The following is a 23,213-nucleotide window of genomic DNA, read 5'->3' as shown; positions in this document are numbered from 1 at the left end:
CCGCTTGGGGCCGCCGCCGCATTTTGCGACAGGCGACCCCACCGGGAGGAACCCTGCGGATGGGCGTCGGACATTCCGCTCGCCCGTCCATCCAATCAGCCTTCGACCAGCTTTATCTTTTCAGCGGCCTGATCGAGCGCGGCTTTCGGCGTCATCTGTCCCGACAGGGCGCCCTGGATGGCGTCCTGAATGGCCTTGGAAATCTTCGGCCATTCGGGTGAGGGGCCACGTGGCTGCGCATATTTCAGCTGCTCGACAAAGGTCTTCAGCGCCTCATCCTTCAGCGCATTGCCGGTGGGCGGTACGGGAACATCCGAGCGCGCCGGCAATTGACCGAAGTTCTTGAACATATCCTTGTCTTGAGACGCGAAGAATTCGATGGCCTTGAAAGCCTCTTCCGGGTGCTTGGTCTTGGAGAAGATCGCCCAGTTATAATCGCCCATGGCCGAAGACCGGGGGGCGTCCGGTGTAGGCACCGGCAGCAGGGCAACACCCCAGTCGAACTTAGCGTCCTTCAGCATGCGGTCGATTTCCCATGGGCCGGAAATGACCATGGCGGCATTGCCGGCGTTGAAGGTGGCGGTGGAATCCCACTGGCTGCGCGTCAGCGTGTCCGGTGACGCCAGCTTTTCATCAAGCATCAGTTTCCACGTTTCGAGCGCTTTGACGGCACCCTCGGTATTGATGTTTTTGTAGGTCGCGCCCGCCATCTGCGCCCAGGGCAGGAACTGGAAGGTGCCTTCCTCATTGGCCTTGGCGCTGAAGCTGATGCCATAGACGTTCTTTGAAGGGTTGGTCAGCTTGCGGGCTGCTTCCACCAGCTCGTCCCAGGTCTGCGGCGGTTTTGCCGCATCGAGCCCGGCGGCCTTGAACAGGTCCTTGTTGTAGTAAAGCGCAATCGTATTCGTCGCCTTCGGCACGCCGAAATATTTGCCGTCCCACATCACCGATTTCAGCGGCCCGGGAAAATAGTTTTCCGTCTTGATGACATCCGACTTGGCGATCATGTCGGTCACGTCAAGAAAGGCGCCGCGGGCGGCGAACATGGCGTGGTTGGGGTTGTCGATGGCGATGATGTCGGGCGCATTGCCGGTCGAATAGGCGCGCATCGCTTCGCTCACCACATCGTCGAACTGCAATTGCCGATATTCGATCTTGATGCCGTTATTGAGCTTGTTGAACTCGTTTATGAGGTTCGGTGCCGGCTGGATATCACGATCCAGCGACCACAAGGTCAATGTCACGTCCTCTGCGTGGGCGGCAATCGCGCCGGCGGATACGCCCGCCAGCACAAATGCGCCGGCCATCATGCATTTCGCGATACCCATAATCTCCTCCTTTTGGTTATCGTCGCTGCAGTTTTCGGAAACCTTCTCCCCAAAGGTTTCCGTTATGTCGGATCGACGACGAAATCGCCGCCGCGGCATTTTTTCAGATAGTTCAGGCCATGCACCTGGCCCGTCATTTCCAGCGCATCGCGATAGACGGGGTCATGCCAACCTTCGATGTCGATGGAGCCGGACCAACCGGCAAGGCGCAGTTCGGAAATAATGTCGGTCCAGTTGCTGTCGCCAAAGCCCGGCGTGCGCATGAAGACGAACTTCTCCTTGCCGAAAATGCCGTGCTCGCGAATGACGTCCCAGCGGATGGTCGCGTCCTTGCCGTGCACGTGGAAAATCTTGTCCGCCCATTTGCGGATCTGCGGCAGCGGATCGATGAGATAGACCATCTGGTGGCAGGGTTCCCATTCGATGCCGATATTGTCATCCGGCGTTTCGTTGAACATCATTTCCCAGGCGTCCGGATTGTGGGCGATGTTCCAGTCGCCTGTCTGCCAGTTGCCGTCCATGGCGCAGTTTTCAAAGGCGATCTTCACGCCCTTGTCGGCGGCGCGTTTTGCAAGCTCGCTCCAGATTTCCCTGTATCGGGGCAGGCTCTCGGGCAGGGGCTTGCCACGCAACCGGCCGGTAAAGCCAGCAACACAGGTCGCGCCAAAATGATGGGCATTGTCGATGCAGTCTTTCCAGCCCTGCAATGTCTGCAGGTCGATCTCGGTTTCTTCCAGCGGATTGCCGAACATGCCGAGCGTGCTGATGGTGATGTCGCGCTCACCGATCGCCTCGCGGCAGCGCTTGCCGAGTTCAGCGATGTCCTGACCGTTGGTCGTCTGCCAGAAGAACGGCTCGAAGCTTTCAAAGCCGAGATCGGCGATCTGGCCGATGCGCTCAGCCGCCTGTCCCTTGGTGGCGCTGACCATGGTGCCGATACGGATGGATTTTGCCGGATTGCTCACGTCTTTCAGTCCTTATGCTGCAATGGAAACACGCTGACCAAGGCGGGCGCTTTCAATCGCGCCGATCACCATGGCAAGGCTGTTGATGTTGTCGAAAGAGGCCGTCTCCGGCATCCGGCCGGTGCGGATGGACTCCAGGAATGACAGAATGACGCTGGCGTGGCCGCGTGTATCCCGTTCAGAAACGCTATCGGAAACGTTTACGGTCGTGAAACCTCGCAAGAGGCCCTGTTCATCGCCCGCCACAGAAGCCGAGAAACCGTCTTCACCATCCCAGAGGATCATTCCCTTCGAGCCGATCAGCCGCCAGCGGGCTTCCCAGCTGGTTCTTTCACCCTCGGCGCACCAGGAGCCACGATAGGTGAAGACCACATCGTTGGAGAACTCAAAAATGGCATTGGCGCTTGCCCCGTGGGCATACCAGGAACCGGCCGGGTTCTTTTCCACGCAAAAGACGGAGAGGGGTTTTTCATTGGCGACAAAACGGGCTGCGTCAAAGGTATGGATCGCCATGTCGAGAAGCAGGACGTTCTTCATCTCTTCACGGAAGCCGCCGAAATGAGGGCCAAGGAAAAAATCACAATGAATGGCCGTCAGATCACCAATGATGCCGTCTTCCACGGCGCGTCGTAGCCGCCGGACACCCGCCACGAACCGCCGATTTTGCACTACCGCGTGGACTTTTCCGGCGTTTTTGGCCAGTTCCACCAGGCTCGCCGCCTCTTCCATCGATGCCGCAAGCGGCTTTTCGCTGAGCACATGGCACCCGGCCTCAAGGCCTGCCGCGACCACGGCAAAGCGCGCCTGCGGAATGACGACATCAAATAATATGTCTGCTTTTGTTTGCGCCAGCACCTCACGGAGATCGGTGCCGATGACCGCGTCCACCAGCCCGAATTCTTCGGCAAGTGCGCGGGCCGTGCCCTCGTTCAGATCAACCAGCCCGGCGATCCTGATCGCGCAGGCGATTTCCGGCGTGGATTGAATGGCGCGCAGCCAGCCTTTGGCCATGGCTCCGCACCCGCATAAAACGGCGTTGAATGTCATCTCATCTCCCCGGACTCTTTCGCAAACTCCTCTTTGCGCAAAGCGTCGTAAACGTTTACGAGACTATGACGATGATGTTAGATATGTCAAGACCGTAAAGGGGCGCGTTGATTGCGCATCCGGTTTGGGAGGGGAATGCATGAAAGGAATCCGTCAGCTTGCCGATTACCTGGAGATATCGATAGGCACCGTTTCCCGTGCCCTGAACGGCAAGCCCGATGTGAACGAGGAAACGCGCCGTCGCGTTCTGGAAGCGGCGGAAAAGCTTGGTTATGTCGCCAATCAATCGGGCCGCAGCCTGCGGCAAGGCACCACCAATGTCATCGGCCTGATGACAGGCAGCGACGCGCAGACGGTGGAGAATTCCGACAACTTCTTCATGGGTGTGACGGATGGCCTGCAAAGCGTGTTTTCCGGCCACAATCTCGATCTGATCGTTCTTCCCTGTCCGGGGGAGGAAGATCCGGACGAATATCTGAAGCGCATGGTGGCGCGCCGCATGGTTGACGCGATGATCATTTCCTCGACCCGTCGGATCGACAAGCGTGTTGATTTCCTGAAACAGACCCGTCTGCCTTTTGTGGCGCTCGGCCGCACCTCGTCCAGCACGGACCATGCCTGGATCGATCTCGATTTCGAAGGCGTGGCGAAAAGCGCCGTCAACCGGCTGGTGGCCGCAGGTCATCGTACCATTGCGGTGGCGGCTGCCGACAACGACATCAATCTCGGTTATGTCTTTCTGGAGGCCTATAAACGCGCCCTCGAGGAAAACGGCATAACATACGATCCGTCTCTGGTTATCCGCACAAAATCGAGCGAGCAGGGCGGATATCATGCCGCCAGTGAGTGGCTGCAGATGCGGCCGCGGCCGACAGCCATCGTCCTGATCTATGAGTTGATGGCGGTTGGTCTTTACCGGCGGCTTGCCGAAGTCGGCCTCAAACCGGGGCGCGATCTCGCCGTCATCGGTTTTCGCGACGGCCCACGCGGCCAGTTTCTCGAACCGCGCCTGACCAGTTTTCGCATGTCGCTGCATGATCTTGGCGTAACGGTCGCCCAGACGCTTTTATCGACCATGCCGGCCTTTGCGCCTTTCTATCCGGATCAGGCCCGCCATTGCATCTGGCCGATGCAGCTTGTGGCGGGAGAGAGTGATCTTGCCCCTTAGGCGCTAACACCCGGGCATCAGGGCGATAGCATCGGTAGCGGCGGCTCGCCTATGTCAGAGTTTGTAGTCTTGAATGCTCACGACGCCGAATGGATTAAATTTGTAACTATCGTCCTCATAGCGCATGTCATTGGACAGGGTGGCATGATGAGCCGCTACTGTCGTTTCCACACCATCGCGCGCCATCTGATCGGCAATATCGTCCATCAGCGCGGCGATCTTCAATTGCTCCGGATTGGTTGACGGCAGGTTTTCGTCTTTCCGGATAAAGCCCACCTCGATATCAGGCAGCCCGACCAGATGAAATCCGACGCTTGCCATGCCGTTGGCATCGTCGCCGATCGGTCGGCGTGCGAAAGCGAGACGGCAGGTTCTGGCAAGCGCCAGCAGATCACCTGACGCGGCGTCGCTGCGCGACTGCTCGAAAAGCTCTTTCCAGCGCCGTGCTCCATGCGCGACGCCTGCGCTTTCGCCTTTGACGGCGATGGCGCCGTGGTCGAGCATATGTTGCACGAACTGCAAGGCCGTGGCGGATATCATGACCGCATTTTCCGCGTCCATCGACGGGCCAAGCACATAAAGAACCGAACCGTGTCCCGCGACAGCCTCTTCGTCGGCCTCCTGATAGGTGTCCGGGTCAACACGATCCCAGCACACACTGAAGGATCGCTCCATCCGGTCGTCCGGTTCATCCTGCGAATATTCCTCATCGATACTGAAATCGGCAGCAAATGTGTCGACTGCGGTGCGAGCGCTTTGTTGGAGCGCTGCCAGACCTTTTTCTGTTCCGAGGAAACACAGAACATGCCGGGGTTTATATTCGGACCGGGATTCGGCAAAGGCCGATGATTTGCTTGCAGCTTTGCCGAGGGATGGCGCGCCCAGAACAAGGCTGCCCAAAAAAGCGAGAACACCGCGACGCTCCGAATTCATCCGCTACCCCCAAATGGCTTCGTCAACAGGATGGGGGAGTTTTATATCGGTATATTCATGCAGGCCATATGACAGGCGTCTTTTTATGGTTCCTCAGCCGTCGAAATTGGTCATACCCGCCAAAAGAGTGGTGGCGAAAACGCCTGCGCGCTTCGCCACCACAACATCGAAGAAGATCGACCGGGGTTATTTGGTGGTGTAACCGCCATTGACCAGAACGGTCTGCCCCGTCATCCACCAGCCGTCGGTAACGAGAAAGCGGATATAGGGAACGATGTCCTCGATATCGGTAAGGCCGGTCTTCGAGAAGCCGGAGAGGGCCGCTGCGCTCTTGTGATAGGCCTGTGCTTCCGGCGTCTCCTGCCCGTAGAAAAACGGCGTGTCCATCGGTCCGGGACCGATCGCCGTCACCGAGATGCCACGTTCGCCGAATTCCTTGGCGGCGGCGCGGGTGAAGTGTTCCACCGGTGCCTTGGTGCCGGCATAGCTCGCGTAAAACGGCGTGAATGCTCCGAGCAGGGAGGTGACGAGGGTGCAGATCTTGCCATTGTCGTTGACGTGGCGGCCGGCCTGTTGGAGGAAAAAGAAGGCCGACTTGGCGTTGACGGCGGTCATCTCGTCATATTCGGCTTCCGATGTTTCGAGGATCGGTTTCTTCAGCACCTTGCCGACCGTGTTGATGGCGATATCCGGCCGGCCGATGGCGGCGACGGCATCGGCAAACAGTTTTTCGACTGCGCCCGCTGTGGTCAGATCGGCCTGAAGGGCAACGGCCTCCGCGCCGGCTGCCTTCACGGCCGCCACGGTTGCGTCGGCATCGGCCTTTGTGGCGGGGCTGTTATAGTGGATGGCGATTGCGCCTGCGCCCTGGCTGGCGAAATCGCGTGCGATCAGCCCGCCGAGGTTTTTCGCGCCGCCGGCGATGATGACTGTTTTACCTTTGATGGAATGATCGGTCATGGGGTTGGCCTCCTTTGCCGGTGCGCAGCGACGTTTGCCGCGCTTTCATGTCGCAAGGATATCGTCTAGAATTACGCGATAAAGGCCACCATTCTGACATGACTTGTCAGAAAATCCGCACAGTGAAGGATGTCCGTTGGATCGCATCGACCTGTTCCGCATCTTCGCGCGCGTCGTAGACTGCGCGAGTTTCACGCGGGCCGCCGATACGCTTGGCATTCCGCGCTCTTCGGTTTCGGCGGCGGTGCAGGAGCTGGAGGCACGCGTCGGCGCCCGCCTGCTCAACCGCACCACGCGCAAGGTCTCTCCAACCGAGGATGGATCGGCTTTTTACGAGCGGTGCCAGCGGCTGATCGCCGATGTCGAAGATGCGGAAAACCTGTTCCGGCAGAGCGCGGCGCAACCTTCGGGGCGGCTGCGGATCGATGTGCCGGGCCGGATCGGCCGCCTTGTCATCGCACCCGCCCTGCCGGAGTTTCTCGATCTTTACCCGCAGATCGACATCAGCCTTGGTGTTACGGACAGGGCCGTCGATCTGGTGGAAGACAATATCGATTGCGTGCTGCGCGTCGGTCCGCTCAGCGATTCCGGTCTCATCGCAAGGCCGATCGGCAAGCTGCCGCTGATCAATGTCGCCAGCCCCGCCTATCTGGAGCGTCACGGCACGCCGCAGTTCCCCCATGATCTTTCCCGCCACTGGGCCGTCAATTATGCGTCGCCCTCCAGCGGGCGCGTGGAAAACTGGGAATGGCTTGAAGGCGAGGCGCTGCATTCGGTTTCCATGCGCGGCCGCGTCACTGTCAACAGTGCCGAGGCCTATATCGCCTGCTGTCTGGCCGGTCTCGGTTTGATCCAGATACCCGCTTATGATGTCAGTCCGCATCTCGAAAGCGGTGAACTGGTCGAGGTCATGCCCGCCCATCGGGCTGAGCCGATGCCGATGACGCTGCTTTATGCGCATCGCCGGCATCTGTCGCGGCGATTGCAGGTCTTTGCCGACTGGCTGGAAGCTCTGTTGCGGCGGCAGCTGCTCTAACCTGCCGGCGCGATATTGTTCGGGCGAGATTGCGCTGGAATGGTTGATTGATTTCCATCAGGAAGACGATAGTCGTTATAGTCGTGCGGGCGAAAATACTGAACGTACGGGCAGACGATGCGGAGGAGCTTGGGGATGGCGTCGAAACGGCAGGGCAGGCGTGTCACGATCACGGATGTTGCCGAACGGGCAGGGGTCGGCACGGCAAGCGTCGACCGGGTCCTCAATGATCGCGGCAATGTCAGCGAGGCGGTCAGCAAACGGGTCTTGCAGGCGGCAAAGGAACTTGGCCTGCGCCGCATGTTGCCGCAGGCGCATCGCAGGCTGATCCGGATCGATGTCATCCTTGCCCGGCCGGAACTGCCGCTCATCGCCCGCATGGGCTTCGAGTTCCGGCGGATCGCAACCTCACTCGACAGGTCGATCGTCATTCACCGGACGGTGCTGGAGGATGAGCGGCCGGAAACCCTGGCAAAGGCGCTGGCAAAGACCGGCTGCGATGCGGTCGTCTCCTATATGCAGGATCATCCGCTCGTCCATGCAGCGGTGGAGGAGCTGAGCGCCCGGGGCATTCCCGTCGTCACCGTCATCTCCGACGTTCCCGGCTCGGCGCGGATCGGTTATGCCGGCACGGATCACTATCGCGCCGGCCGCTCGGCCGGTTATTTCATCAGCAGGATGGCGCGCAAACCGGGGCCAGTCATCCTGCTGTGCAATCATCTCGGTTTCCAGTCACATGCCGACCGTGTGCGTGGGGTCACGCAGTTTCTGGCGGAAAAGGCGCCGGGCTGGCATGTGGCGCGCATCGTGGAAGGAGGCGACGACCGCGCCCGTTCGGAGCTTCAGCTGCGCGAGGCCTTTCATGCCGAGCCCGATACCGTCGCCGTCTACAATGTGGGAGCGGCCAATATCGGTGTGGCGCGGGCCATCCGCGCCGATATTCTACCGGATCGCCCCCTCTTTGTCGGGCACGAACTGACGCGCAACACCGCTGCGTTTCTGCGGGAAGGACTGATGTCGCTCACGATCGACCAGAGCCCGGAACTGCAGGTGCGGCTGGCGGTTAACATCCTGCTTCGCCATTTCGAATTCTTCGATGCCGGACAGGGGGCCTTTCCACCTGAAACGGAGGTGCCCATCGTCCTTTACGGGCCGGAAAACCTCCCGAACCCGCTGCCTTTCTGAGAAGTCGCAAGGCTGATGGTTTTCCATCAGTGTGGCATTTGCCGGGCGCGATGCGCCGGGGCATGTTTGCCGCGTCCGAGGGCGTTCTCGGCCGGTCAAAGGCGGGCGTCTCTCCAGGGAGGAAACATCATGAACGACATCATCGCCCCCGTCCGGTGGGGCATACTCGGCGCCGCGCGCATCGCGGACGGTGCCATCATTCCGGGCCTCGTCAAAAGCGCCGTCTGTGAGCCCCTCGCCATCGGTGCGCGCAGCGTGGAACGGGCAAGAACCATGGCCGACCGGCACGGTATTCAGCGCGCCTATGGCGGCTACGAAGAGGTGCTTGCAGATCCTGACGTCGAGGCGGTCTATATTGCCCTGCCGAACCATCTGCATGTGGAGTGGACCCGCAAGGCGGCGAGGGCCGGCAAACATGTCCTGTGCGAAAAACCGGCAGCCATGACGGCGGCGGAACTCGATCAGCTCGGGGATATCGATCCGGCGCTGAAGATTTCCGAGGCCTTCATGGTTCGCCAGCAGCCGCGCTGGATCAGGCTGCGGCAAATCCTTCAGGCGGAAGACTATGGCCGGCCGCTTTCCTTCTCCTCGCTCCTGTCTTTCATGATGACCAATGAAGCGGATTTCCGCCAGAAGCCGGAATTCGGCGGTGGCGCCTATTACGATCTCGGCTGCTATACCGCCATGGCAGCGCGTTATGTTTTTGGTTCCGAACCGAAGCGCGCTTTCGCAGCCGCCGCCCATAATGCCGGCGGCATCGACATGTTCACCTCGGTCATCCTCGATTTCGGCGACGGCAGACACGCGACCTTCATGGTTTCGATGGCGCAGGCCTCCTCGCAATCGATCCAGATCGTCTGCGAAAGGGCCTTCATCTCGCTGCCGCAGGCCTATGTGCCCTCGCGTGTCAGCCCCAACATCATCGCCATCGACACCTCGGCCGACCACGCGAATTCGGACATCCATACGCTCGAATTTCCGCCGCTCGACCAATACGAGGAAGAGGTGACGAACTTCTCCCGGGCGATCCGCGGCGAGGCGGTGCCCTATTTCGACATGCGGGACGCGCGGGCCAATGCGGCCGTGGCCGACGCGGTTTTCGCCTCGGCGAAAAGCGGCGCATGGGTTGATGTGAAAGGATATTGAAATGACGATCAAACTTGCCCTCATCGGCGCAGGACGTATCGCAAAGGTACATGCCCGGGCGATTGCCGGCAGTGACGATGCCGAACTTGTGGCCGTTACGGACGCCCTGCCGGCCGCAGCGGAAGCTCTGGCGCAGGCCTCGGGAGCGAGGGCGGCGGATGTGGATGTCATCGCGGCGGATCAATCCATTGACGCGGTGCTGATCTGCACACCGACCGATACCCATGCCGACCTCATCGAAAAATTCGCGAGAGCCGGCAAGCACGTCTTCTGCGAAAAGCCTGTCGATCTCGATCTTGCCCGCGCCGAAGAGGTGGTCTCGATAGCCAGGGCGGCGGGCGTGACGCTGATGCTCGGTTTCAACCGCCGTTACGACCCGAATTTTGCCGGCGTGCGCGCCGCGATCGATGCCGGGCGCATTGGCAATGTCGAAATGGTGACGATCACTTCGCGCGATCCGGGGGCGCCGGACTTGTCCTATGCCGCGCGTTCGGGCGGCATTTTCCGTGACATGACGATCCATGATCTCGATATGGCGCGTTTCCTGCTCGGCGAAGAGCCGGTTGTGGTGTCGGCCCATGCTTCGGTTCTCGTCAAACCGGAGCTGAAGGACATAGGCGATTTCGACAGTGCCACCGTCATTCTCGAAACGGCGTCGGGGCGGCAGGCGGTCATCACCAATTCGCGCCGCGCCACCTATGGTTATGACCAGCGGGTGGAAGTGCATGGTTCGCTCGGCGTCGCCCGTGCGGAAAACCAGCATGAGAACACGGTCGTCATCGGCAATGCGGATGGTTATCGCAGCGCGCCGCTGCAGAATTTTTTCATGACGCGTTACACCGCGTCTTATGCCGGCGAGATCGCTGAGTTCATCGCGGCCCTCAAGGAAGGCAGGCAACCGGCCACCACCGGTGAGGACGGCGTCGTGGCCCTCAAACTTGCCAATGCCTGCGTGCAATCGGTGGAAACCGGAAAGCGCGTCGCGGTTTAAGACAAACCGCAGCAATTGCGTGGCGCGTCACAATCTGGCGCGTCGTGCTTCAGATTTGCAAGCCGGAGGAGCGCCTGACAATCAGTTCCGGCGCGATCACGAGGTTGCGGATCGGTGCGGATGGTTCGTTAAGTCGCGTCGTCAGCGTTTCAACGGCGGCGGCAACCATGTCCGGCACCTTCTGGCGGATGGTGGTGAGCGAAATCGGTTCGGAAGCCGCCATGGGTATGTCGTCGAAGCCGACGACTGCCACCTCATCCGGCACCCGGAAGCCATGCCCGGCAAGCCGGCTGATGACGCCGAGCGCAATGAGGTCGTTGGCCGCGAAGATTGCGGTCGGGCGGTCCTTGCGGGCCATCAGCGCATCGGTTGCCGCGCTGCCGGCGTCGACGTCATACCGGCCTTCGGCGATGATGGGCTTCAGGCCATGCCGCTGCATCGTGTCGCGATAGGCGTTTGCGCGGCTGTTGGCGCCGGCGCCGGTGCCGCCGGTAATATGGGCGATGGCGCGATGGCCGAGCCCCAGCAGAAACTCCGTTGCCAGCCGGGCGCCGAGCGCATCATCCGAGCTTACGCTTTCCACCATCTCCTCGGCCAGGTTGCGGCCGATATAAACCGTTGGCAGCAGCTTGGAAACGGCGGCGATCTCTTCCCGCTCTCCCGGCGCGCCGATGAGGACGAGGCCGGCAATGCGCTGGTCGATGAAGGCGCGCAGCGTTGCGGCCGTGCCGGAGACCGCCAGCATGGCGAAATAACCTGCATCCCGCAGAGCTTTATCGCATTCGCGCGCCAGCATTGCTTCGTAAGGGTTGAGCACATCGCCGACAACAAGGCCTATCGAACGGCTCTGGCGGCTGGCCAGTGTCTGGGCGGCAAGGTTCGGCGTATAATTGAGGCTGGCGGCAGTAGTGAGGATATGGGCCTTCGTGTCGCTACGAACTCCGGGGTCGTTTCGCAGTGCGCGCGACGCCTGCGAGCGCGAAACACCCGCCGCCTTGGCGACATCTTCAAGCGTTACTCCGGGGCGGGCGGGAAAGTTGCTCATGCTTTCCTATAAAGAAGGCTGGTGGAAACTGGCAAGCGCCGGCGCTTTAATTTCGCGGCGCGGCCCCGGCAGGCGTCATTTGACGCCTGCGGATTGTTCGATGCAGAAGCGCAGGGTGGTTGCCGATGTGGCGACGGCTTCGAGCGGCGGCATGGAATAGTCCTCGTTCTCGATGCTGATGACGTCGTCGTAACCGGCCTTGCGCAACGCCCTGACAATATCGAGCCAGCCATGCACGGCGGTGCCGTGGCCGAGCGAGACGAAATTCCAGGACCGGCCTTCGACCGGCATCACATGTTTGGTGTCGAGCAGGCCGTCGATCCGGGCGCGCAGTTCGATGCGCGAATCCTTGCCGTGGACATGGTAGATGCACTCACCCAGCGCCTCGATGGCGGAAATCGGATCGCCGCCCATCCAGATCAGGTGGCTGGGGTCGAAATTGACGCCGACCGTTGGCCCGACCGCGTCGCGCAGGCGGAAGAAACTCTCGCTATTATAGACACACTGGCGGCCGTGCTGCTCGACGCAGATCTTCAGGCCCTTTTGCCCGGCTGCTGCTGCGTATTTTCTCCAGAAGGGCAGAAGCCTTTCGCTCCATTGCCATTCCAGCATCTCCATGGCCTCGAGCGGCCAGGAGGAGGTGATCCAGTTCGGGTTCCGGTCCTCCGGCCCGCCGGCGGGAAGGCCGGACATCATGACGATCCGTTCGACGCCGAGCAGGACGGCAAGTTCCAGCGTGTCATAGGCAAGTTTGCTGTCGTCTACCCCGATCTTTCCCGGATGCAGCGGATTTCCCGAGCAATTCAGTGCCGATATTTCGAGGTTTCGTTCCTTCAGCATACCCTTCAGGCGATCACGCGAAGCCGTATGGGCAAGCAGATCGGCGATATCCACATGCGGTGCGCTCGACCAGCCGCCAAGTCCGAATTCGACATGGGTGAGGCCAAGTTCTGCGATCTGGTCGAGGCAGGCGGGAAGCGGCAGCGCGCCGAAGCCGTCGGTATTGAGACCAATTTTCATCATTTGCTCCTTTGGCATCAGGCGGCGGCGTGCCTGACCTTTACGGGCCGGTTGGTATCTGCGCTCTGCTGGATCGCATCGAGGATTTCGCTCGCGCGCAGGCCGTCGAGGATGGAGCCGTTCGTCATCGGCCCGCCCCTGGCGATGGCGTCGAGGAATTCATGGATCATGAAACCGAAGACCTCGGCATAACCGATGGCGACGCCGTCATGCGGCACCGGCAGCAGCGCGGCGAAAGGCAGAGCCGGATGGTTGGCGACGATGGTGAAGGGCGACTGGCCGGAACCGTCGAAACGGGCGATCTCGTAATGCGCCGGCGTGCGGGAACTGTAGCGAACCGTGCCTTTCGTGCCGGTGATCGCAACTGTCAGGCTGTTGCCCATGCCCACTGCAACGCGGCTGGCAAGAAAGGTGCCCTGGCAACCATTTTCGAAACGCAGCAGGGCGGACATGACGTCGTCATTGTCGACCGGCCGGCTTTCCGTGCTCAGCGCCACATGATTATGACCGATGCTGGCGCCGGCCGGCAGGAAGCGCTGCTTGATGGAAATGGTTGCGATTGCACCGGCGATCTCCTCGACTTCACCGCACAGGAAGCGGGCTATATCGACGGCATGGGTGCCGATATCGAGTAGCGCGCCCGGTCCGGCCCGGTCCCGCTCATAACGCCAGCTATGGGGCAGCTGCGCGTCGGCGGCATATTCGCTTTCATACTGGACAAGCGTGTTGACCGGTTCGCCGATCTCGCCGTTCTGGATCAATTGCCGGATTGCCGCGATGGCGGGGATGCGGCGGTAGTTGAAGACGGTTGCGGAAACGGTGGCAGTCGTTTTCGATGCCTCATAGATACGGGCTGCCGTTTCCGCATCAAGCGCCAGCGGCTTTTCGCAGATGACGTGTTTGCCGGCCGCGAGTGCGGCCAGCGTGACCTCCGCATGCAGGAAATTCGGCAGGCAGATGCTGACGATGCCGATTTCCGGATCCGCAAGCACGTCCTTCCAGTTCGAAGCGATGGTTTCGAAACCCCAGCTTGTCGCCATCGCGGCGGCAAGCTCGCCATTGGCGTCACAGATGGTCTTCAGGCGCAGGCCGGGGAGCCGGTCAGAGAACCGGTCGATATTGACCCTGTAGCCGAAGGCATGCGCAGCGCCGATCATGCCGGCGCCAATGACCGCAATTGCCGATCCTGTCATATGTTCCTCCCAGAGACGGATATGTGATCTGTCATTTTGATATGAGAGCGATCCCATATTGTCAATATCGCTGTGATCTCCATCGGGGATGGGCTGGTTGTCGTTGGGTTTCCCGTATTTTGCAGGGCTTTGTCCATCTGCGCCAAGGCTAACGGCTTGGCCAGAAATTCTGGCGCGTGGGAAATAATTGTGATGGGATTCAATCAAGCCCTGCGGTGCGGACCCTTCATTACCATTATCGAGGTTGACAGATTGAGAGCGCTCCCATTATTGGTGACAACAAGGGTTGAGGAGCCCTTGGTCAACGTGGCGCCGCACGCCGGCGTATTGAGGAGGAAACGATGAAATCCCTACTGTCCGCACTGCTTTTGTCGTCCGCGCTTTTTACGACGGCGAATGCCGCCAATATCGGCGTTGCAATGTCGAGTTTCGATGACAACTTCCTGACGATCCTGCGGCTTGCGATGCAGAGCTCGGCCGAGGGCAAGCCGGATGTTCAGCTGCAATTCGAGGATGCCCAGACCGATATCGGCAGGCAGCTCGATCAGGTCAATAATTTCGTCGCCCAGGGACTGGATGCGATCATCGTCAACCCGGTGGATGCCTCGGCGACCCAGCCGATTACGGCCGCCGCCGCTGCCGCCGGCATTCCGCTGATCTATGTGAACCGTCAGCCGGTCGAAAAACTGCCGGAGAGCGGCGTCAGCTTCGTCGGCAGCGATGAATATCAGGCCGGCACCCTGCAGATGACCGAAGTGTGCCGCCTGCTCGGCGGCAAGGGCAAGGTCAACATCATCATGGGCGATCTTGCCTATGAGGCCGCCCGTGTCCGCACCAAGGCGGCCGAGGATGTGCTGAAGAAACCGGAATGCGCCGGTATCACGGTTGCCGACAAGCAGGCCGGCAAATGGACCCGCATTTCAGGCGCCGACCTCGTTACCAACTGGCTGAGCGCCGGCCTCGATGTCAACGCGATCATTGCCAATAATGACGAGATGGCGCTTGGCGCGATACAGGCGCTGAAGGGTGTGAAAAAGCCGCTTGGCGCCGGCGAAGGCAAGATCGTGGTTGGCGGCATAGATGCAACGCAGGATGCGATGAAGGCCATGAAGGCGGATGAGCTCGCCGTCACCGTGTTTCAGGATGCGGCAGGGCAGGGCAAGGGTGCATTGGAAACCGCGCTCAAGATGATCGCCAAGGAGCCGGTCGAACAGAACGTCTGGATTCCGTTCGAACTGGTAACCCCCGCAAACCTGGCCACCTATGACAGCCGCAACTGATGCTCTACCAGAATAGATGCATGGCGGCGGGGGCGCCGCCATGCAATGCCGCTTTGGTCAGATGTAGTGCAGCTGACGTTCGGCGACGGTGAGGGTGATCTGCTGGCCGGGCGGCGGGTAAAGCGCATCCTGCGCGCTTGCATGTTCGACCTTGAGCGCCACGCCGGCCGCATCCAGCTGGTAACGGACCGTGGGGCCGACGATGCTGATGTCTTTCACCTCGGCGGTGAAGGCCACGCCAGTTCCGTCCGGCGCGTTGCCGATCGTGAAGGCGTGTGGCGGGATGATGCAGGTCCGCTCGAAGCGGTTGCCGGTGATGCGTGACATGTCTTCGGCGGTGATGATGTTGGCGTCACCGATGAAACCGGCGACGAACAGGTCGGCCGGCCGGTAATACAGCTCTTGCGGCGACGCGGTCTGGGCGATGCGGCCGGCATTCATCACCGATATGCGGTCGCCCAGCGACAGGGCCTCGTCCTGATCATGGGTGACGAGGATGCTGGTGAGGCCGCTTTCGCGCTGAATGCGTTTCAACTCGTCACGCAGGCGCTTGCGGATCTGGGCATCGAGTGCGGAAAGCGGTTCGTCCAGCAGAAGCAGCTTGGGTTCGAGCACCAGCGCACGGGCGAGCGCCACGCGCTGTTTCTGGCCGCCGGAAAGCTGATGCGGCCGCCGCTCGGCGCGGTCGCTGAGGGAAACGGTTTCGAGCACGGCGGAGACCTTGTCGTCGATGGTCTTTTTTGCCAGCCGGCGCTGTTCCAGACCGAAAGCGAGGTTCTGCCGCACCGTCATATTGGGAAAAAGCGCATAATGCTGGAACACCATGCCGATGCCGCGATCCTTCGGCGGCAGGGTGTCGATGCGCCGGCCGTCCAGCGTGATCGATCCGGACGAAGGCGAAACGAGGCCGGCGATGGAGCGCAGCAATGTCGTCTTGCCGCAGCCGGACGGCCCCAGCAGCACATGCATCTCACCCGTGTCGATGCCAAGCTCGATGGCGTCGAGAACGGTGGCGTTGCCATAAATGGCGCTGATATTATGGATCGCAAGATGGGTCATGATGCACGCTCCGTTTCCCGGACCATCCGAAAGGCGATCAGGGTAAAGGCAAGGATGAGCAGGAAATAGAGAATGACGATGACGCTGGTGATGCGGCCGCTGAGGCTGCGCTGGGCGAACATGTACATTTGCAGCGTTTCGAAATTGCCGCCGACCAGCATCTTGGCGTAGACGAATTCGCTGAACAGCGTCGCGAAATTCAGCACGATGGCAACCGCGATGGACGGCAGGATGCTGGGCAGGACGACGCGTCGCAGAATGGCGAGGTCGCTCGCGCCGATCAGCCGGCCGGCATCCAGAAGCTCGTTGATGTCGAGGTTGCGCAGGCCGTTCTTCACGGCGATGTAGAACATCGAAAAGCAGAGCGGCACATAGGTCAGCACCAGTACCAGCGGTGAGCCGCCGATCTGCAGCGGCGGGGCGGAAAATATCCTGAGATAACCGACCACCAGAATGATGCCGGGTGCGGCATAGGGCAAGATCACCAGCCGGGCGAACCAGCGGTCAAGTGCGGGCCAGTAGATATGGGCGGAAACGACCGCCGGGACGATGATGAGGGTCGCGATAGTCAATGCCGCCGCTGCAACCAGCGTGGAGCGCAGCAGGGCTGCGTGGAAACGCGGGTCCGAGAGGATGGTGACGAAATTATCCACCGTCAGCCCGGCCGGCAGCAGGGTTCCGGACCAGTCGGTCGCCACCGCATTCAACATCGTCGCCAGCAGCGGCGATATCATGATGAGCGCCATCAGCCACAGAAACAGGCTTGCGCCTTTGAAACCCTGCTGCGTCATCGGCGCTTTTCTCCCGCCAATATCTGGCTTGCGGTGATGGGCACGAGAAGCACGACCAGAAGGCATATGGCGATGGCATTGGCGAGATTGGGATCGGAGAAAATATCGCCGGATACCAGTTCGCTGATGCGGATGGTGACGACATTGATGCTTGTGCCGGTCAGAGCGAAGGTCGTCGCGAAAGTGCCCATGGCATTGGCAAAGAGCAGAATGGCGATTGCCAGCAACTGCCGTGCGACGGTGGGCAGGCCAACCCTCAGCCAGAACCGCAGCTTGCCGACGCCGATCAGCGCCGCCGCCTCTTCAATATCCTGACCGACGGCGGCGAGCGCTGGCGTGATCAGCAGCGTGGCCAGCGCCACCTGAAAATAACAATAGGCGATGATGAGCCCGGTAAAGGAATAGACGTTAAAATCGTCGATCAGCCCCAGTTCCTTCAGCAAAAGCGTGAACATGCCGTTCAGCCCGAAGAGGAAGATGAGCGCCATGGCGAGCGGTACGCCGGCGAAGTTGGCGCCAATATTGGCGAAGGCCATGACGATGCGGCGGGTGCCGCCCGATCTTGCCCGCAGCGCCACCGCCACCAGAAAACCGAGAACGAGACCCGTTCCCGTGCTGATGAGCGAAATGATCGTCGTGGTCGCGAATGACTGAAGATAAAAGGCATCCGTGAGAATGGTGCGGTAATTGGCAAGTGATAGCACACCGCCGGCGAAAAAGCTGTCAGTGACGACACTCGCCAGCGGCCAGAGGACGAGAATGGCGATAACGCCGAGAAACGGCGCTGCCAGCAGCCGCATTTTGCGGTTCTGCACGCTCATGCGGATAACAGCCCTTGCGGTACGGGCAGGCCATGATCGGCAATGGCGAGAAGCGTGCAGAGCAGTCCGGCAATATCCGTCTGTGCAAGCTTCGCATCCGCAACCGGCGTAAAGGCCTCGCCGAATGTATAGAATGGCACCAGAGCCTCGGTCTCATGCGGCCCGCCGTGATTGCCGTCATCGCTCATGCCGTGATCGCTGGTGACGATGATGCTGTAACCCGCAGCGCGCCAGGCTGGCAGATACCGCGCCAGGAGATCGCCGGCGTTACGGGCGGCGTTGCGATATTCCCGCGAGCTGCCGCCGTGTTTGTGGCCTTCATTGTCGATATTCATCGGGTGGATCAGCAGGAAATCCGGACCATGCCGGCGCAGCAGAACATCCGCATCGGCAAAGACATGGTCGTCCGGATAATGATCGGCCCAATAAAACGAGCCGTGATGAATGCCGCCATCGAAATTCTCGATATGGCGGAATTCCGGGGAGAAGGGTGCCTGATTGTAAAGTTCGAAATACCAGTGATAGGCGGAGGCGGCAGTGGTGCGGCCGGCCGCACTTGCCAGCGAGAAGACATTGGGAAAGCGGGAGCGGCGAACCACGCCGTTGCTGGTGACACCATGAACCACCGGCGGCAGTCCGGTCATCAGCGTTTCGTAAAGCGGCCGCGAAATCGATGGCAATTCGCTGCGCACGGCGCGGATACCGGCCTTTCCGGCGGTTGCCAGACCTTCCATATATCCGAGGCAATCCCTTGCCGTCGTATATCTGAGGCCATCCAGCAGGATGAAGATCGTCTTGTGCATCGCTTTCGTCTCGCCTGTTTGTGGTTCGGTTTGCCCGAGCACTTTTTAGCACGTTCCGCGGACTCGTTGCCCGCGGAACAGTCGTTCGGTTTTCAGGGCGGTTGCCCGATTACATCTTCGGGGCGACGCTGGCGCGCCAGAGATTGACCAGCTTGCCGGCGGCCTGGGTCCAGACGGCGGCATTGATCGGGCGGGCCTTGGCATATTGTTCCGAAGGCAGCAGGCGTTCCTTCGCCTCGGCCGGCAGGGTGATGCGGTCGACGCGGATCGGACGGGCATAACCAATGGCCAGGTTGATCTGGCCGGCATCGCTGAGGATATATTCGCGCGCCAGCTTGGCGGCATTGGGCTGCTTGGAGAATTTGTTGATGATGGTGGCGTAACCGCTGGTGACCGAACCGTCAGAGGGGATGACGACCTTGAACTTCTCGCGGCCAACCACGTCGCGGTAGTTGAGGGCGTTGAAGTCCCACATCGGCGCGACCTGGATTTCGCCCTTTTCCATCGTGGCCGGGTTTGCACCATTGGCCAGCAGGCGGCCTTTTTCCGCAAGCTTGGCGAAGAGGTCGACGCCCGGCTGGAGGTTTTCCTCACCGCCGCCCATGGCGATGGCGGCAGCCAGCACGGCGGCATTGTCCTGTGCACCGGAACCGACATTGCCGAGCGAGACCTTGTAGTCGCCCTTCAGCAGATCGGCCCAGGAAGCGGGCGGGTTCTTGACATCGGCGGAGATCAGGAAGGCGATGGTGCCGGTGTAACCGATGACCCAATGGCCGTCCTTGTCCTTGGCCCAGTCGGGGATCTGGTCCCAGGTCGTGGTCTTGTAGGGCTGGGTGACGCCGCGGGCGACAGCGATCGGGCCGAACTCGAGACCGACATCGCCGATATCAGCCGTCGCATTGGCGCCTTCATTGGCGAACTTGGCGATTTCCTCACCGCTGCTCATGTCCGTATCGGCGTGTTTCAGGCCGTATTTTTCGGTCAGCTGGTTCCAGGTGTCCTTCCAGTTCGCCCACCCGTCCGGCATGCCGACGCTGTAGATGGCGCCTTCTTTGCGGGCGGCCGCTTCAAGGGCAGGAACGTCCTGTGCCTGGGCGGTGAGGGGAAGGGAAAAAACGGTGAGAAGGGAAAGGGAAAGGATGGAATTTTTCACGGGGCTTGCTCCTTGGTCTAGACCAGTTGCATGCTCATTATCGGTTCGCTATGACAGGCCAATGACGTTTTCGGCGCGGACATGACGCGCCCGTTATTTTTTAACGGCGATGGAATGAGGGCGGCGATGCCAGCCAGAGAAACGACAGGCGGCAACCGCGATATCGAAGCCGGCCGGCGCGGCGGGCTGGAACAGCAATTGCGCCGGGCCATTGCCGCAGGCGAGGTGGTGAAGCATGGCCGGCTTCTCTCCGAGAGACAATTGATCGCGAAATACGCCACCACGCGCATCACCCTGCGCGAGGCGCTTTTCCACCTCGAGATCGACGGCCTGATCTTTCGCGAGAGCCGGCGTGGCTGGTTCGTTTCCGGACCGCGCCTGATTTACAGCCCGCTGCACCGTTCCCACTTCCATCGCATGGCCGCGGAGCAGGGGCGCTCCGCCGAAACCCTGCTGGTGGAGGCCGAGGCCGCAGCGCTGCCCGAAGAGCTTGCGCCCCTCATGCGCTGTGCGCCGGGAACACCATTCTGGCGCATCCGCAGAAAGCGCAGCATCGACGGCCGGCTGGTGCTTTTCGTCGAACACTATCTTTCGATGGAGATTTTCCCCGATATCTTGCAGCACGATCTCACCCGGTCACTCACGACGATTTATCAGGATACTTATGCCGTCACCTATGGTCCGGCCTATTTCGAAATCAATCCGGTCGCGTTGCGGGGATATCCGGCTCATCATCTTGGTTGCAGCGAAGGGGCTTACGGCCTGAAAATCACGCGCGTCAATCAGGACCAGCATGGCCGCATCATCGATTGCGATCTCGAATATTGGCGCCACGATGCCATTTCGGTGCGGGTTGAAACCGGCCAGCCGGAGCAGCCGGCCGGCTGAAGCTCGAATATCTTCAGGATTGCGGCAGCAGCACGCCGACGGCGAATTCCTCGTCCGTCGCGACGTGGCCGATCTGCGTCTTGCGATATTCGCTGGGGCTGAAACCCCGCTCGGCCCGCAAGGTGCGTGAAAGATGCGGCGCGTCGCAAAAACCGGTGGCAAGCGCGATCTGGGTGATCGTGTCTTCCGTTTTGCGTAACAGGGAAAGCGCACGGTCCAGCCGCAGTTCGAGATAGACTTTCGATGGCGTCGCCTTCAGGTCACCGAGAAAACGCCGTTCGAGGCTGCGACGGCCAAGACCGAGGTCGCGGGCAAGTTCAAGCACGGTTCTCGGCACTTCGATATTCTGCTGCATGCGCAGGATCGCCTTTTTGACCAGCGGGTCCGTGGCTCTGCGTGCGCTCTGCTGGCCGGGCTGGGGTTTTTCGCCGCTCAGTGCGCTGTCGATCATCATGATGTTGAGGCTCTTGATGGCGGCGGACTGGCCGACATGGCGCTCCACCAGGAAGGCCGCCAGATGCGCGGAGCCGTGGCCGCCCGAACAGGTCAGCCGGTCGCGATCGATAACGAAAATCTGGTCGGAGACCATCTGCACCGTGTCGAAACGGTCGAGAAAATCCTGATGGTGGAACCAGCTCACGCAGCAGCGATAACCATCGAGCAGACCCGCTTCGTGCAGAATGAAAACGCCAGTGCAGAGCCCGATAATGGGAGTGCCGGCCGCTGCACGCTGTTTGAGGAACCGCAGCGCTTCCGGCGGCAGGGCGCTGTGATCGCTGATCAAGCCGCCGGCAACGACGATATAGTCGTAATGCCCGGCGTCGATCAGCCGCGTGTCGGGCTGCACCTTCACACCGCAGCTCGATTGAACGCTGCCCATGGTCGCCGACAGCACCGACCATTCGCAGAGAATTGGGCGCGAGCGGTCGGCCTCGTCGGCGGCAAGGCGTAGCACATCGACGAAATTTGCGAAGGCCGACAATGTGAAACGGTCGGCAAGCAGGAAAGCGACGCTGAGGCGTTTCTTGGCGCGGTGAGAGGTCATGGCGCAAATATTCATGCAAAGAGACGCGATTGTCCAGCCGCCGCAACGCAAATCTTCATAGCTTTTGCGACACGAGATTTTTTTAACCATCGGGTCTGCTCATGACGCGTTTTAATGCTTTCAATCTTTTGAAGAACGCCCTGACCGGCCACAAGAACTGGGACGAGCAATGGCCGGACAGCCAGCCGAAGGCCGAATATGACGTGGTCATCGTCGGCGCTGGCGGCCATGGTCTGGGCGCTGCCTATTATCTCGCCAGCCAGCACGGCATCACCAATGTCGCCGTCATCGACAAGGGCTGGCTCGGCGGCGGCAATACCGGCCGCAACACGACGATCATCCGCTCCAATTATCTCTATGACGAAAGCGCCCGGCTTTACGATCACGCCGTCGATCTGTGGGAGAATTTGAGCCAGGAACTGAACTACAACGTCATGTATTCGAAGCGCGGCGTGCTGATGCTCGCCCATAACGTTCACGACGTGCAGAGCTTCAAGCGTCACATTCATTCCAACCGCTTGAACGGCGTCGATAATCGCTGGCTCACGACTGAGGAATGCAAGGAATATTGCCCGCCGCTCAGCATTTCCCCCAATGCCCGTTATCCGATCATGGGCGGTGCGCTGCAGGAGCGTGCCGGCACGGCGCGCCATGATGCGGTCGCCTGGGGTTATGCGCGTGGTGCCGCCGCCCGCGGTGTCGATATCATCCAGAACTGCCCCGTTACCGCCATTCGCCGCAATGCCGATGGCTCCGTTGCCGGTGTCGAAACGGCGCGTGGCTTCATCAAGGCAAAGAAGGTGGCAGTTTCCGCTGCCGGCCATACATCGGTCGTGATGGACACAGCCGGTGTGCGCCTGCCGCTCGAAAGCTATCCGCTGCAGGCGCTGGTGTCGGAACCGATCAAGCCGATCTTCCCCTGCGTGGTCATGTCCAACGCGGTTCATGCCTATATCAGCCAGTCAGACAAGGGCGAGCTGGTGATTGGTTCGGGTACGGACCAGTATACCTCCTATTCGCAGCGCGGCGGCCTGCCGCTGATCGAGCATACGATTGCGGCCATCGTCGAAATCTTCCCGATCTTCAACCGCATGCGCATGCTGCGCAAATGGGGCGGCATTGTCGATGTGACACCGGATCGTTCGGCCATTCTCGGCAAGACCCCCGTGGCCGGTCTTTACGTCAATTGCGGTTGGGGCACGGGCGGTTTCAAGGCCACACCGGGCGCGGCGCACACCTTCGCCTGGACCATAGCCAAAAACGAACCGCACCCGATCAACGCGCCGTTCACGCTGGAACGTTTCCGTTCCGGCCGCCTGATCGACGAGGCCGCCGCCGCCGCCGTGGCGCATTAAT

General features: G+C 60.7%; 22 protein-coding genes. 8 read left to right on the top strand and 14 right to left on the bottom strand.

The genetic code is table 11. From position 1 onward, the window contains the following. Nucleotides 1-95 precede the first annotated feature (95 nt). The 3 genes from N434_RS14080 to N434_RS14070 all read right to left on the bottom strand — a co-directional run bounded on the left by N434_RS14080 (nucleotide 96) and on the right by N434_RS14070 (nucleotide 3,340). Nucleotides 96-1,328 carry an ABC transporter substrate-binding protein gene (locus tag N434_RS14080; RefSeq protein WP_110758740.1) on the bottom strand — a complete coding sequence of 411 codons (1,233 nt, stop codon included), beginning with the start codon at nucleotides 1,326-1,328 and terminating at the stop codon, nucleotides 96-98. Between the two features lie 62 nt (nucleotides 1,329-1,390). After that, nucleotides 1,391-2,293, bottom strand: a complete 903-nt coding sequence (locus tag N434_RS14075) for a sugar phosphate isomerase/epimerase family protein (RefSeq protein ID WP_110758739.1) — start codon at nucleotides 2,291-2,293, stop codon at nucleotides 1,391-1,393. 12 nt (nucleotides 2,294-2,305) lie between these two features. Further along, complete coding sequence (locus N434_RS14070) at nucleotides 2,306-3,340, bottom strand: Gfo/Idh/MocA family protein (protein WP_110758737.1); 1,035 nt, start codon at nucleotides 3,338-3,340, stop codon at nucleotides 2,306-2,308. 139 nt (nucleotides 3,341-3,479) lie between these two features. Between N434_RS14070 and N434_RS14065 the strand changes: the two genes are divergently transcribed. After that, nucleotides 3,480-4,508: a LacI family DNA-binding transcriptional regulator gene (locus N434_RS14065; RefSeq protein WP_110758735.1), complete on the top strand. Its 1,029-nt coding sequence runs from the start codon at nucleotides 3,480-3,482 to the stop codon at nucleotides 4,506-4,508. Nucleotides 4,509-4,562: 54 nt separating this feature from the next. On the opposite strand, the gene N434_RS14060 is transcribed toward N434_RS14065, so the two are convergent. Further along, on the bottom strand, nucleotides 4,563-5,441 hold the full coding sequence (locus N434_RS14060) for a hypothetical protein (RefSeq protein ID WP_110758734.1): 879 nt from the start codon (nucleotides 5,439-5,441) through the stop codon (nucleotides 4,563-4,565). 186 nt (nucleotides 5,442-5,627) lie between these two features. Further along, entirely contained in the window at nucleotides 5,628-6,401 is a 774-nt protein-coding gene (locus N434_RS14055; RefSeq protein ID WP_110758732.1) for an SDR family oxidoreductase, read from the bottom strand. Between the two features lie 136 nt (nucleotides 6,402-6,537). Between N434_RS14055 and N434_RS14050 the strand changes: the two genes are divergently transcribed. The 4 genes from N434_RS14050 to iolG all read left to right on the top strand — a co-directional run bounded on the left by N434_RS14050 (nucleotide 6,538) and on the right by iolG (nucleotide 10,759). Next, complete coding sequence (locus N434_RS14050; RefSeq protein ID WP_110758731.1) at nucleotides 6,538-7,437, top strand: LysR family transcriptional regulator; 900 nt, start codon at nucleotides 6,538-6,540, stop codon at nucleotides 7,435-7,437. Nucleotides 7,438-7,572: 135 nt separating this feature from the next. Then, nucleotides 7,573-8,622, top strand: a complete 1,050-nt coding sequence (locus N434_RS14045; protein ID WP_181423976.1) for a LacI family DNA-binding transcriptional regulator — start codon at nucleotides 7,573-7,575, stop codon at nucleotides 8,620-8,622. A 129-nt stretch (nucleotides 8,623-8,751) separates the two neighbouring features. Then, entirely contained in the window at nucleotides 8,752-9,768 is a 1,017-nt protein-coding gene (locus tag N434_RS14040) for a Gfo/Idh/MocA family protein (RefSeq protein ID WP_181423975.1), read from the top strand. Between the two features lies 1 nt (nucleotide 9,769). Beyond that, entirely contained in the window at nucleotides 9,770-10,759 is a 990-nt protein-coding gene (gene iolG, locus N434_RS14035) for an inositol 2-dehydrogenase (protein WP_110758726.1), read from the top strand. A 49-nt stretch (nucleotides 10,760-10,808) separates the two neighbouring features. On the opposite strand, the gene N434_RS14030 is transcribed toward iolG, so the two are convergent. The 3 genes from N434_RS14030 to N434_RS14020 form a co-directional block, all read right to left on the bottom strand. Further along, entirely contained in the window at nucleotides 10,809-11,804 is a 996-nt protein-coding gene (locus tag N434_RS14030) for a LacI family DNA-binding transcriptional regulator (protein ID WP_110758725.1), read from the bottom strand. Nucleotides 11,805-11,879: 75 nt separating this feature from the next. Further along, complete coding sequence (locus N434_RS14025) at nucleotides 11,880-12,824, bottom strand: sugar phosphate isomerase/epimerase family protein (RefSeq protein ID WP_110758723.1); 945 nt, start codon at nucleotides 12,822-12,824, stop codon at nucleotides 11,880-11,882. A 17-nt stretch (nucleotides 12,825-12,841) separates the two neighbouring features. After that, on the bottom strand, nucleotides 12,842-14,017 hold the full coding sequence (locus N434_RS14020) for a Gfo/Idh/MocA family protein (protein ID WP_110758722.1): 1,176 nt from the start codon (nucleotides 14,015-14,017) through the stop codon (nucleotides 12,842-12,844). A gap of 341 nt (nucleotides 14,018-14,358) precedes the next feature. Here N434_RS14020 and N434_RS14010 point away from each other — a divergent pair, with 341 nt between their 5' ends. Continuing rightward, entirely contained in the window at nucleotides 14,359-15,297 is a 939-nt protein-coding gene (locus tag N434_RS14010) for a sugar ABC transporter substrate-binding protein (protein WP_110758719.1), read from the top strand. A 57-nt stretch (nucleotides 15,298-15,354) separates the two neighbouring features. Here N434_RS14010 and N434_RS14005 read toward each other — a convergent pair whose 3' ends face one another. The 5 genes from N434_RS14005 to N434_RS13985 all read right to left on the bottom strand — a co-directional run bounded on the left by N434_RS14005 (nucleotide 15,355) and on the right by N434_RS13985 (nucleotide 19,924). Next, nucleotides 15,355-16,356: an ABC transporter ATP-binding protein gene (locus N434_RS14005; RefSeq protein ID WP_110758717.1), complete on the bottom strand. Its 1,002-nt coding sequence runs from the start codon at nucleotides 16,354-16,356 to the stop codon at nucleotides 15,355-15,357. After that, nucleotides 16,353-17,147, bottom strand: coding sequence for an ABC transporter permease (locus N434_RS14000; RefSeq protein ID WP_110758715.1), 795 nt, complete (start codon nucleotides 17,145-17,147; stop codon nucleotides 16,353-16,355). The genes N434_RS14005 and N434_RS14000 overlap by 4 nt, the downstream gene beginning before the upstream one ends. Continuing rightward, complete coding sequence (locus N434_RS13995) at nucleotides 17,144-17,968, bottom strand: ABC transporter permease (protein WP_110758714.1); 825 nt, start codon at nucleotides 17,966-17,968, stop codon at nucleotides 17,144-17,146. Before N434_RS13995 ends, N434_RS14000 begins: the two co-directional genes overlap by 4 nt. Continuing rightward, complete coding sequence (locus N434_RS13990) at nucleotides 17,965-18,771, bottom strand: alkaline phosphatase family protein (protein WP_110758906.1); 807 nt, start codon at nucleotides 18,769-18,771, stop codon at nucleotides 17,965-17,967. Before N434_RS13990 ends, N434_RS13995 begins: the two co-directional genes overlap by 4 nt. Nucleotides 18,772-18,880: 109 nt before the next feature. Then, nucleotides 18,881-19,924 (bottom strand): ABC transporter substrate-binding protein, encoded by a 1,044-nt coding sequence (locus tag N434_RS13985; RefSeq protein ID WP_110758712.1) that lies wholly within the window; start codon nucleotides 19,922-19,924, stop codon nucleotides 18,881-18,883. Between the two features lie 126 nt (nucleotides 19,925-20,050). Here N434_RS13985 and N434_RS13980 point away from each other — a divergent pair, with 126 nt between their 5' ends. Beyond that, on the top strand, nucleotides 20,051-20,812 hold the full coding sequence (locus tag N434_RS13980) for a UTRA domain-containing protein (RefSeq protein WP_110758905.1): 762 nt from the start codon (nucleotides 20,051-20,053) through the stop codon (nucleotides 20,810-20,812). Nucleotides 20,813-20,825: 13 nt separating this feature from the next. Here N434_RS13980 and N434_RS13975 read toward each other — a convergent pair whose 3' ends face one another. Beyond that, on the bottom strand, nucleotides 20,826-21,872 hold the full coding sequence (locus N434_RS13975) for a GlxA family transcriptional regulator (protein ID WP_065117797.1): 1,047 nt from the start codon (nucleotides 21,870-21,872) through the stop codon (nucleotides 20,826-20,828). A gap of 86 nt (nucleotides 21,873-21,958) precedes the next feature. On the opposite strand from N434_RS13975, the gene N434_RS13970 reads away from it, so the two are divergent. Next, nucleotides 21,959-23,212, top strand: a complete 1,254-nt coding sequence (locus N434_RS13970) for a sarcosine oxidase subunit beta family protein (protein WP_110758711.1) — start codon at nucleotides 21,959-21,961, stop codon at nucleotides 23,210-23,212. Nucleotide 23,213: the final 1 nt, after the last annotated feature.

Source organism: Rhizobium sp. UGM030330-04 (genome assembly GCF_003208455.1).
GTDB classification, from domain to species: Bacteria; Pseudomonadota; Alphaproteobacteria; order Rhizobiales; family Rhizobiaceae; genus Agrobacterium; species Agrobacterium rhizogenes_A.
Note: the sequence above shows the minus strand (reverse complement) of the source record. Positions and strands in the feature narration are given on the sequence as shown.

Excerpts from the sequence above, each read along its gene's own strand:
- N434_RS14080 (WP_110758740.1), bottom strand. The coding sequence starts at position 1,328 with ATGGGTATCGCGAAATGCATGATGGCCGGCGCATTTGTGCTGGCGGGC.
- N434_RS14070 (WP_110758737.1), bottom strand. The coding sequence starts at position 3,340 with ATGACATTCAACGCCGTTTTATGCGGGTGCGGAGCCATGGCCAAAGGC.
- N434_RS14065 (WP_110758735.1), top strand. The coding sequence starts at position 3,480 with ATGAAAGGAATCCGTCAGCTTGCCGATTACCTGGAGATATCGATAGGC.
- N434_RS14060 (WP_110758734.1), bottom strand. The coding sequence starts at position 5,441 with ATGAATTCGGAGCGTCGCGGTGTTCTCGCTTTTTTGGGCAGCCTTGTT.
- N434_RS14055 (WP_110758732.1), bottom strand. The coding sequence starts at position 6,401 with ATGACCGATCATTCCATCAAAGGTAAAACAGTCATCATCGCCGGCGGC.
- N434_RS14045 (WP_181423976.1), top strand. The coding sequence starts at position 7,573 with ATGGCGTCGAAACGGCAGGGCAGGCGTGTCACGATCACGGATGTTGCC.
- N434_RS14040 (WP_181423975.1), top strand. The coding sequence starts at position 8,752 with ATGAACGACATCATCGCCCCCGTCCGGTGGGGCATACTCGGCGCCGCG.
- iolG (WP_110758726.1), top strand. The coding sequence starts at position 9,770 with ATGACGATCAAACTTGCCCTCATCGGCGCAGGACGTATCGCAAAGGTA.
- N434_RS14030 (WP_110758725.1), bottom strand. The coding sequence starts at position 11,804 with ATGAGCAACTTTCCCGCCCGCCCCGGAGTAACGCTTGAAGATGTCGCC.
- N434_RS14025 (WP_110758723.1), bottom strand. The coding sequence starts at position 12,824 with ATGAAAATTGGTCTCAATACCGACGGCTTCGGCGCGCTGCCGCTTCCC.
- N434_RS14020 (WP_110758722.1), bottom strand. The coding sequence starts at position 14,017 with ATGACAGGATCGGCAATTGCGGTCATTGGCGCCGGCATGATCGGCGCT.
- N434_RS14010 (WP_110758719.1), top strand. The coding sequence starts at position 14,359 with ATGAAATCCCTACTGTCCGCACTGCTTTTGTCGTCCGCGCTTTTTACG.
- N434_RS14005 (WP_110758717.1), bottom strand. The coding sequence starts at position 16,356 with ATGACCCATCTTGCGATCCATAATATCAGCGCCATTTATGGCAACGCC.
- N434_RS14000 (WP_110758715.1), bottom strand. The coding sequence starts at position 17,147 with ATGACGCAGCAGGGTTTCAAAGGCGCAAGCCTGTTTCTGTGGCTGATG.
- N434_RS13995 (WP_110758714.1), bottom strand. The coding sequence starts at position 17,968 with ATGAGCGTGCAGAACCGCAAAATGCGGCTGCTGGCAGCGCCGTTTCTC.
- N434_RS13990 (WP_110758906.1), bottom strand. The coding sequence starts at position 18,771 with ATGCACAAGACGATCTTCATCCTGCTGGATGGCCTCAGATATACGACG.
- N434_RS13980 (WP_110758905.1), top strand. The coding sequence starts at position 20,051 with ATGCCAGCCAGAGAAACGACAGGCGGCAACCGCGATATCGAAGCCGGC.
- N434_RS13975 (WP_065117797.1), bottom strand. The coding sequence starts at position 21,872 with ATGAATATTTGCGCCATGACCTCTCACCGCGCCAAGAAACGCCTCAGC.
- N434_RS13970 (WP_110758711.1), top strand. The coding sequence starts at position 21,959 with ATGACGCGTTTTAATGCTTTCAATCTTTTGAAGAACGCCCTGACCGGC.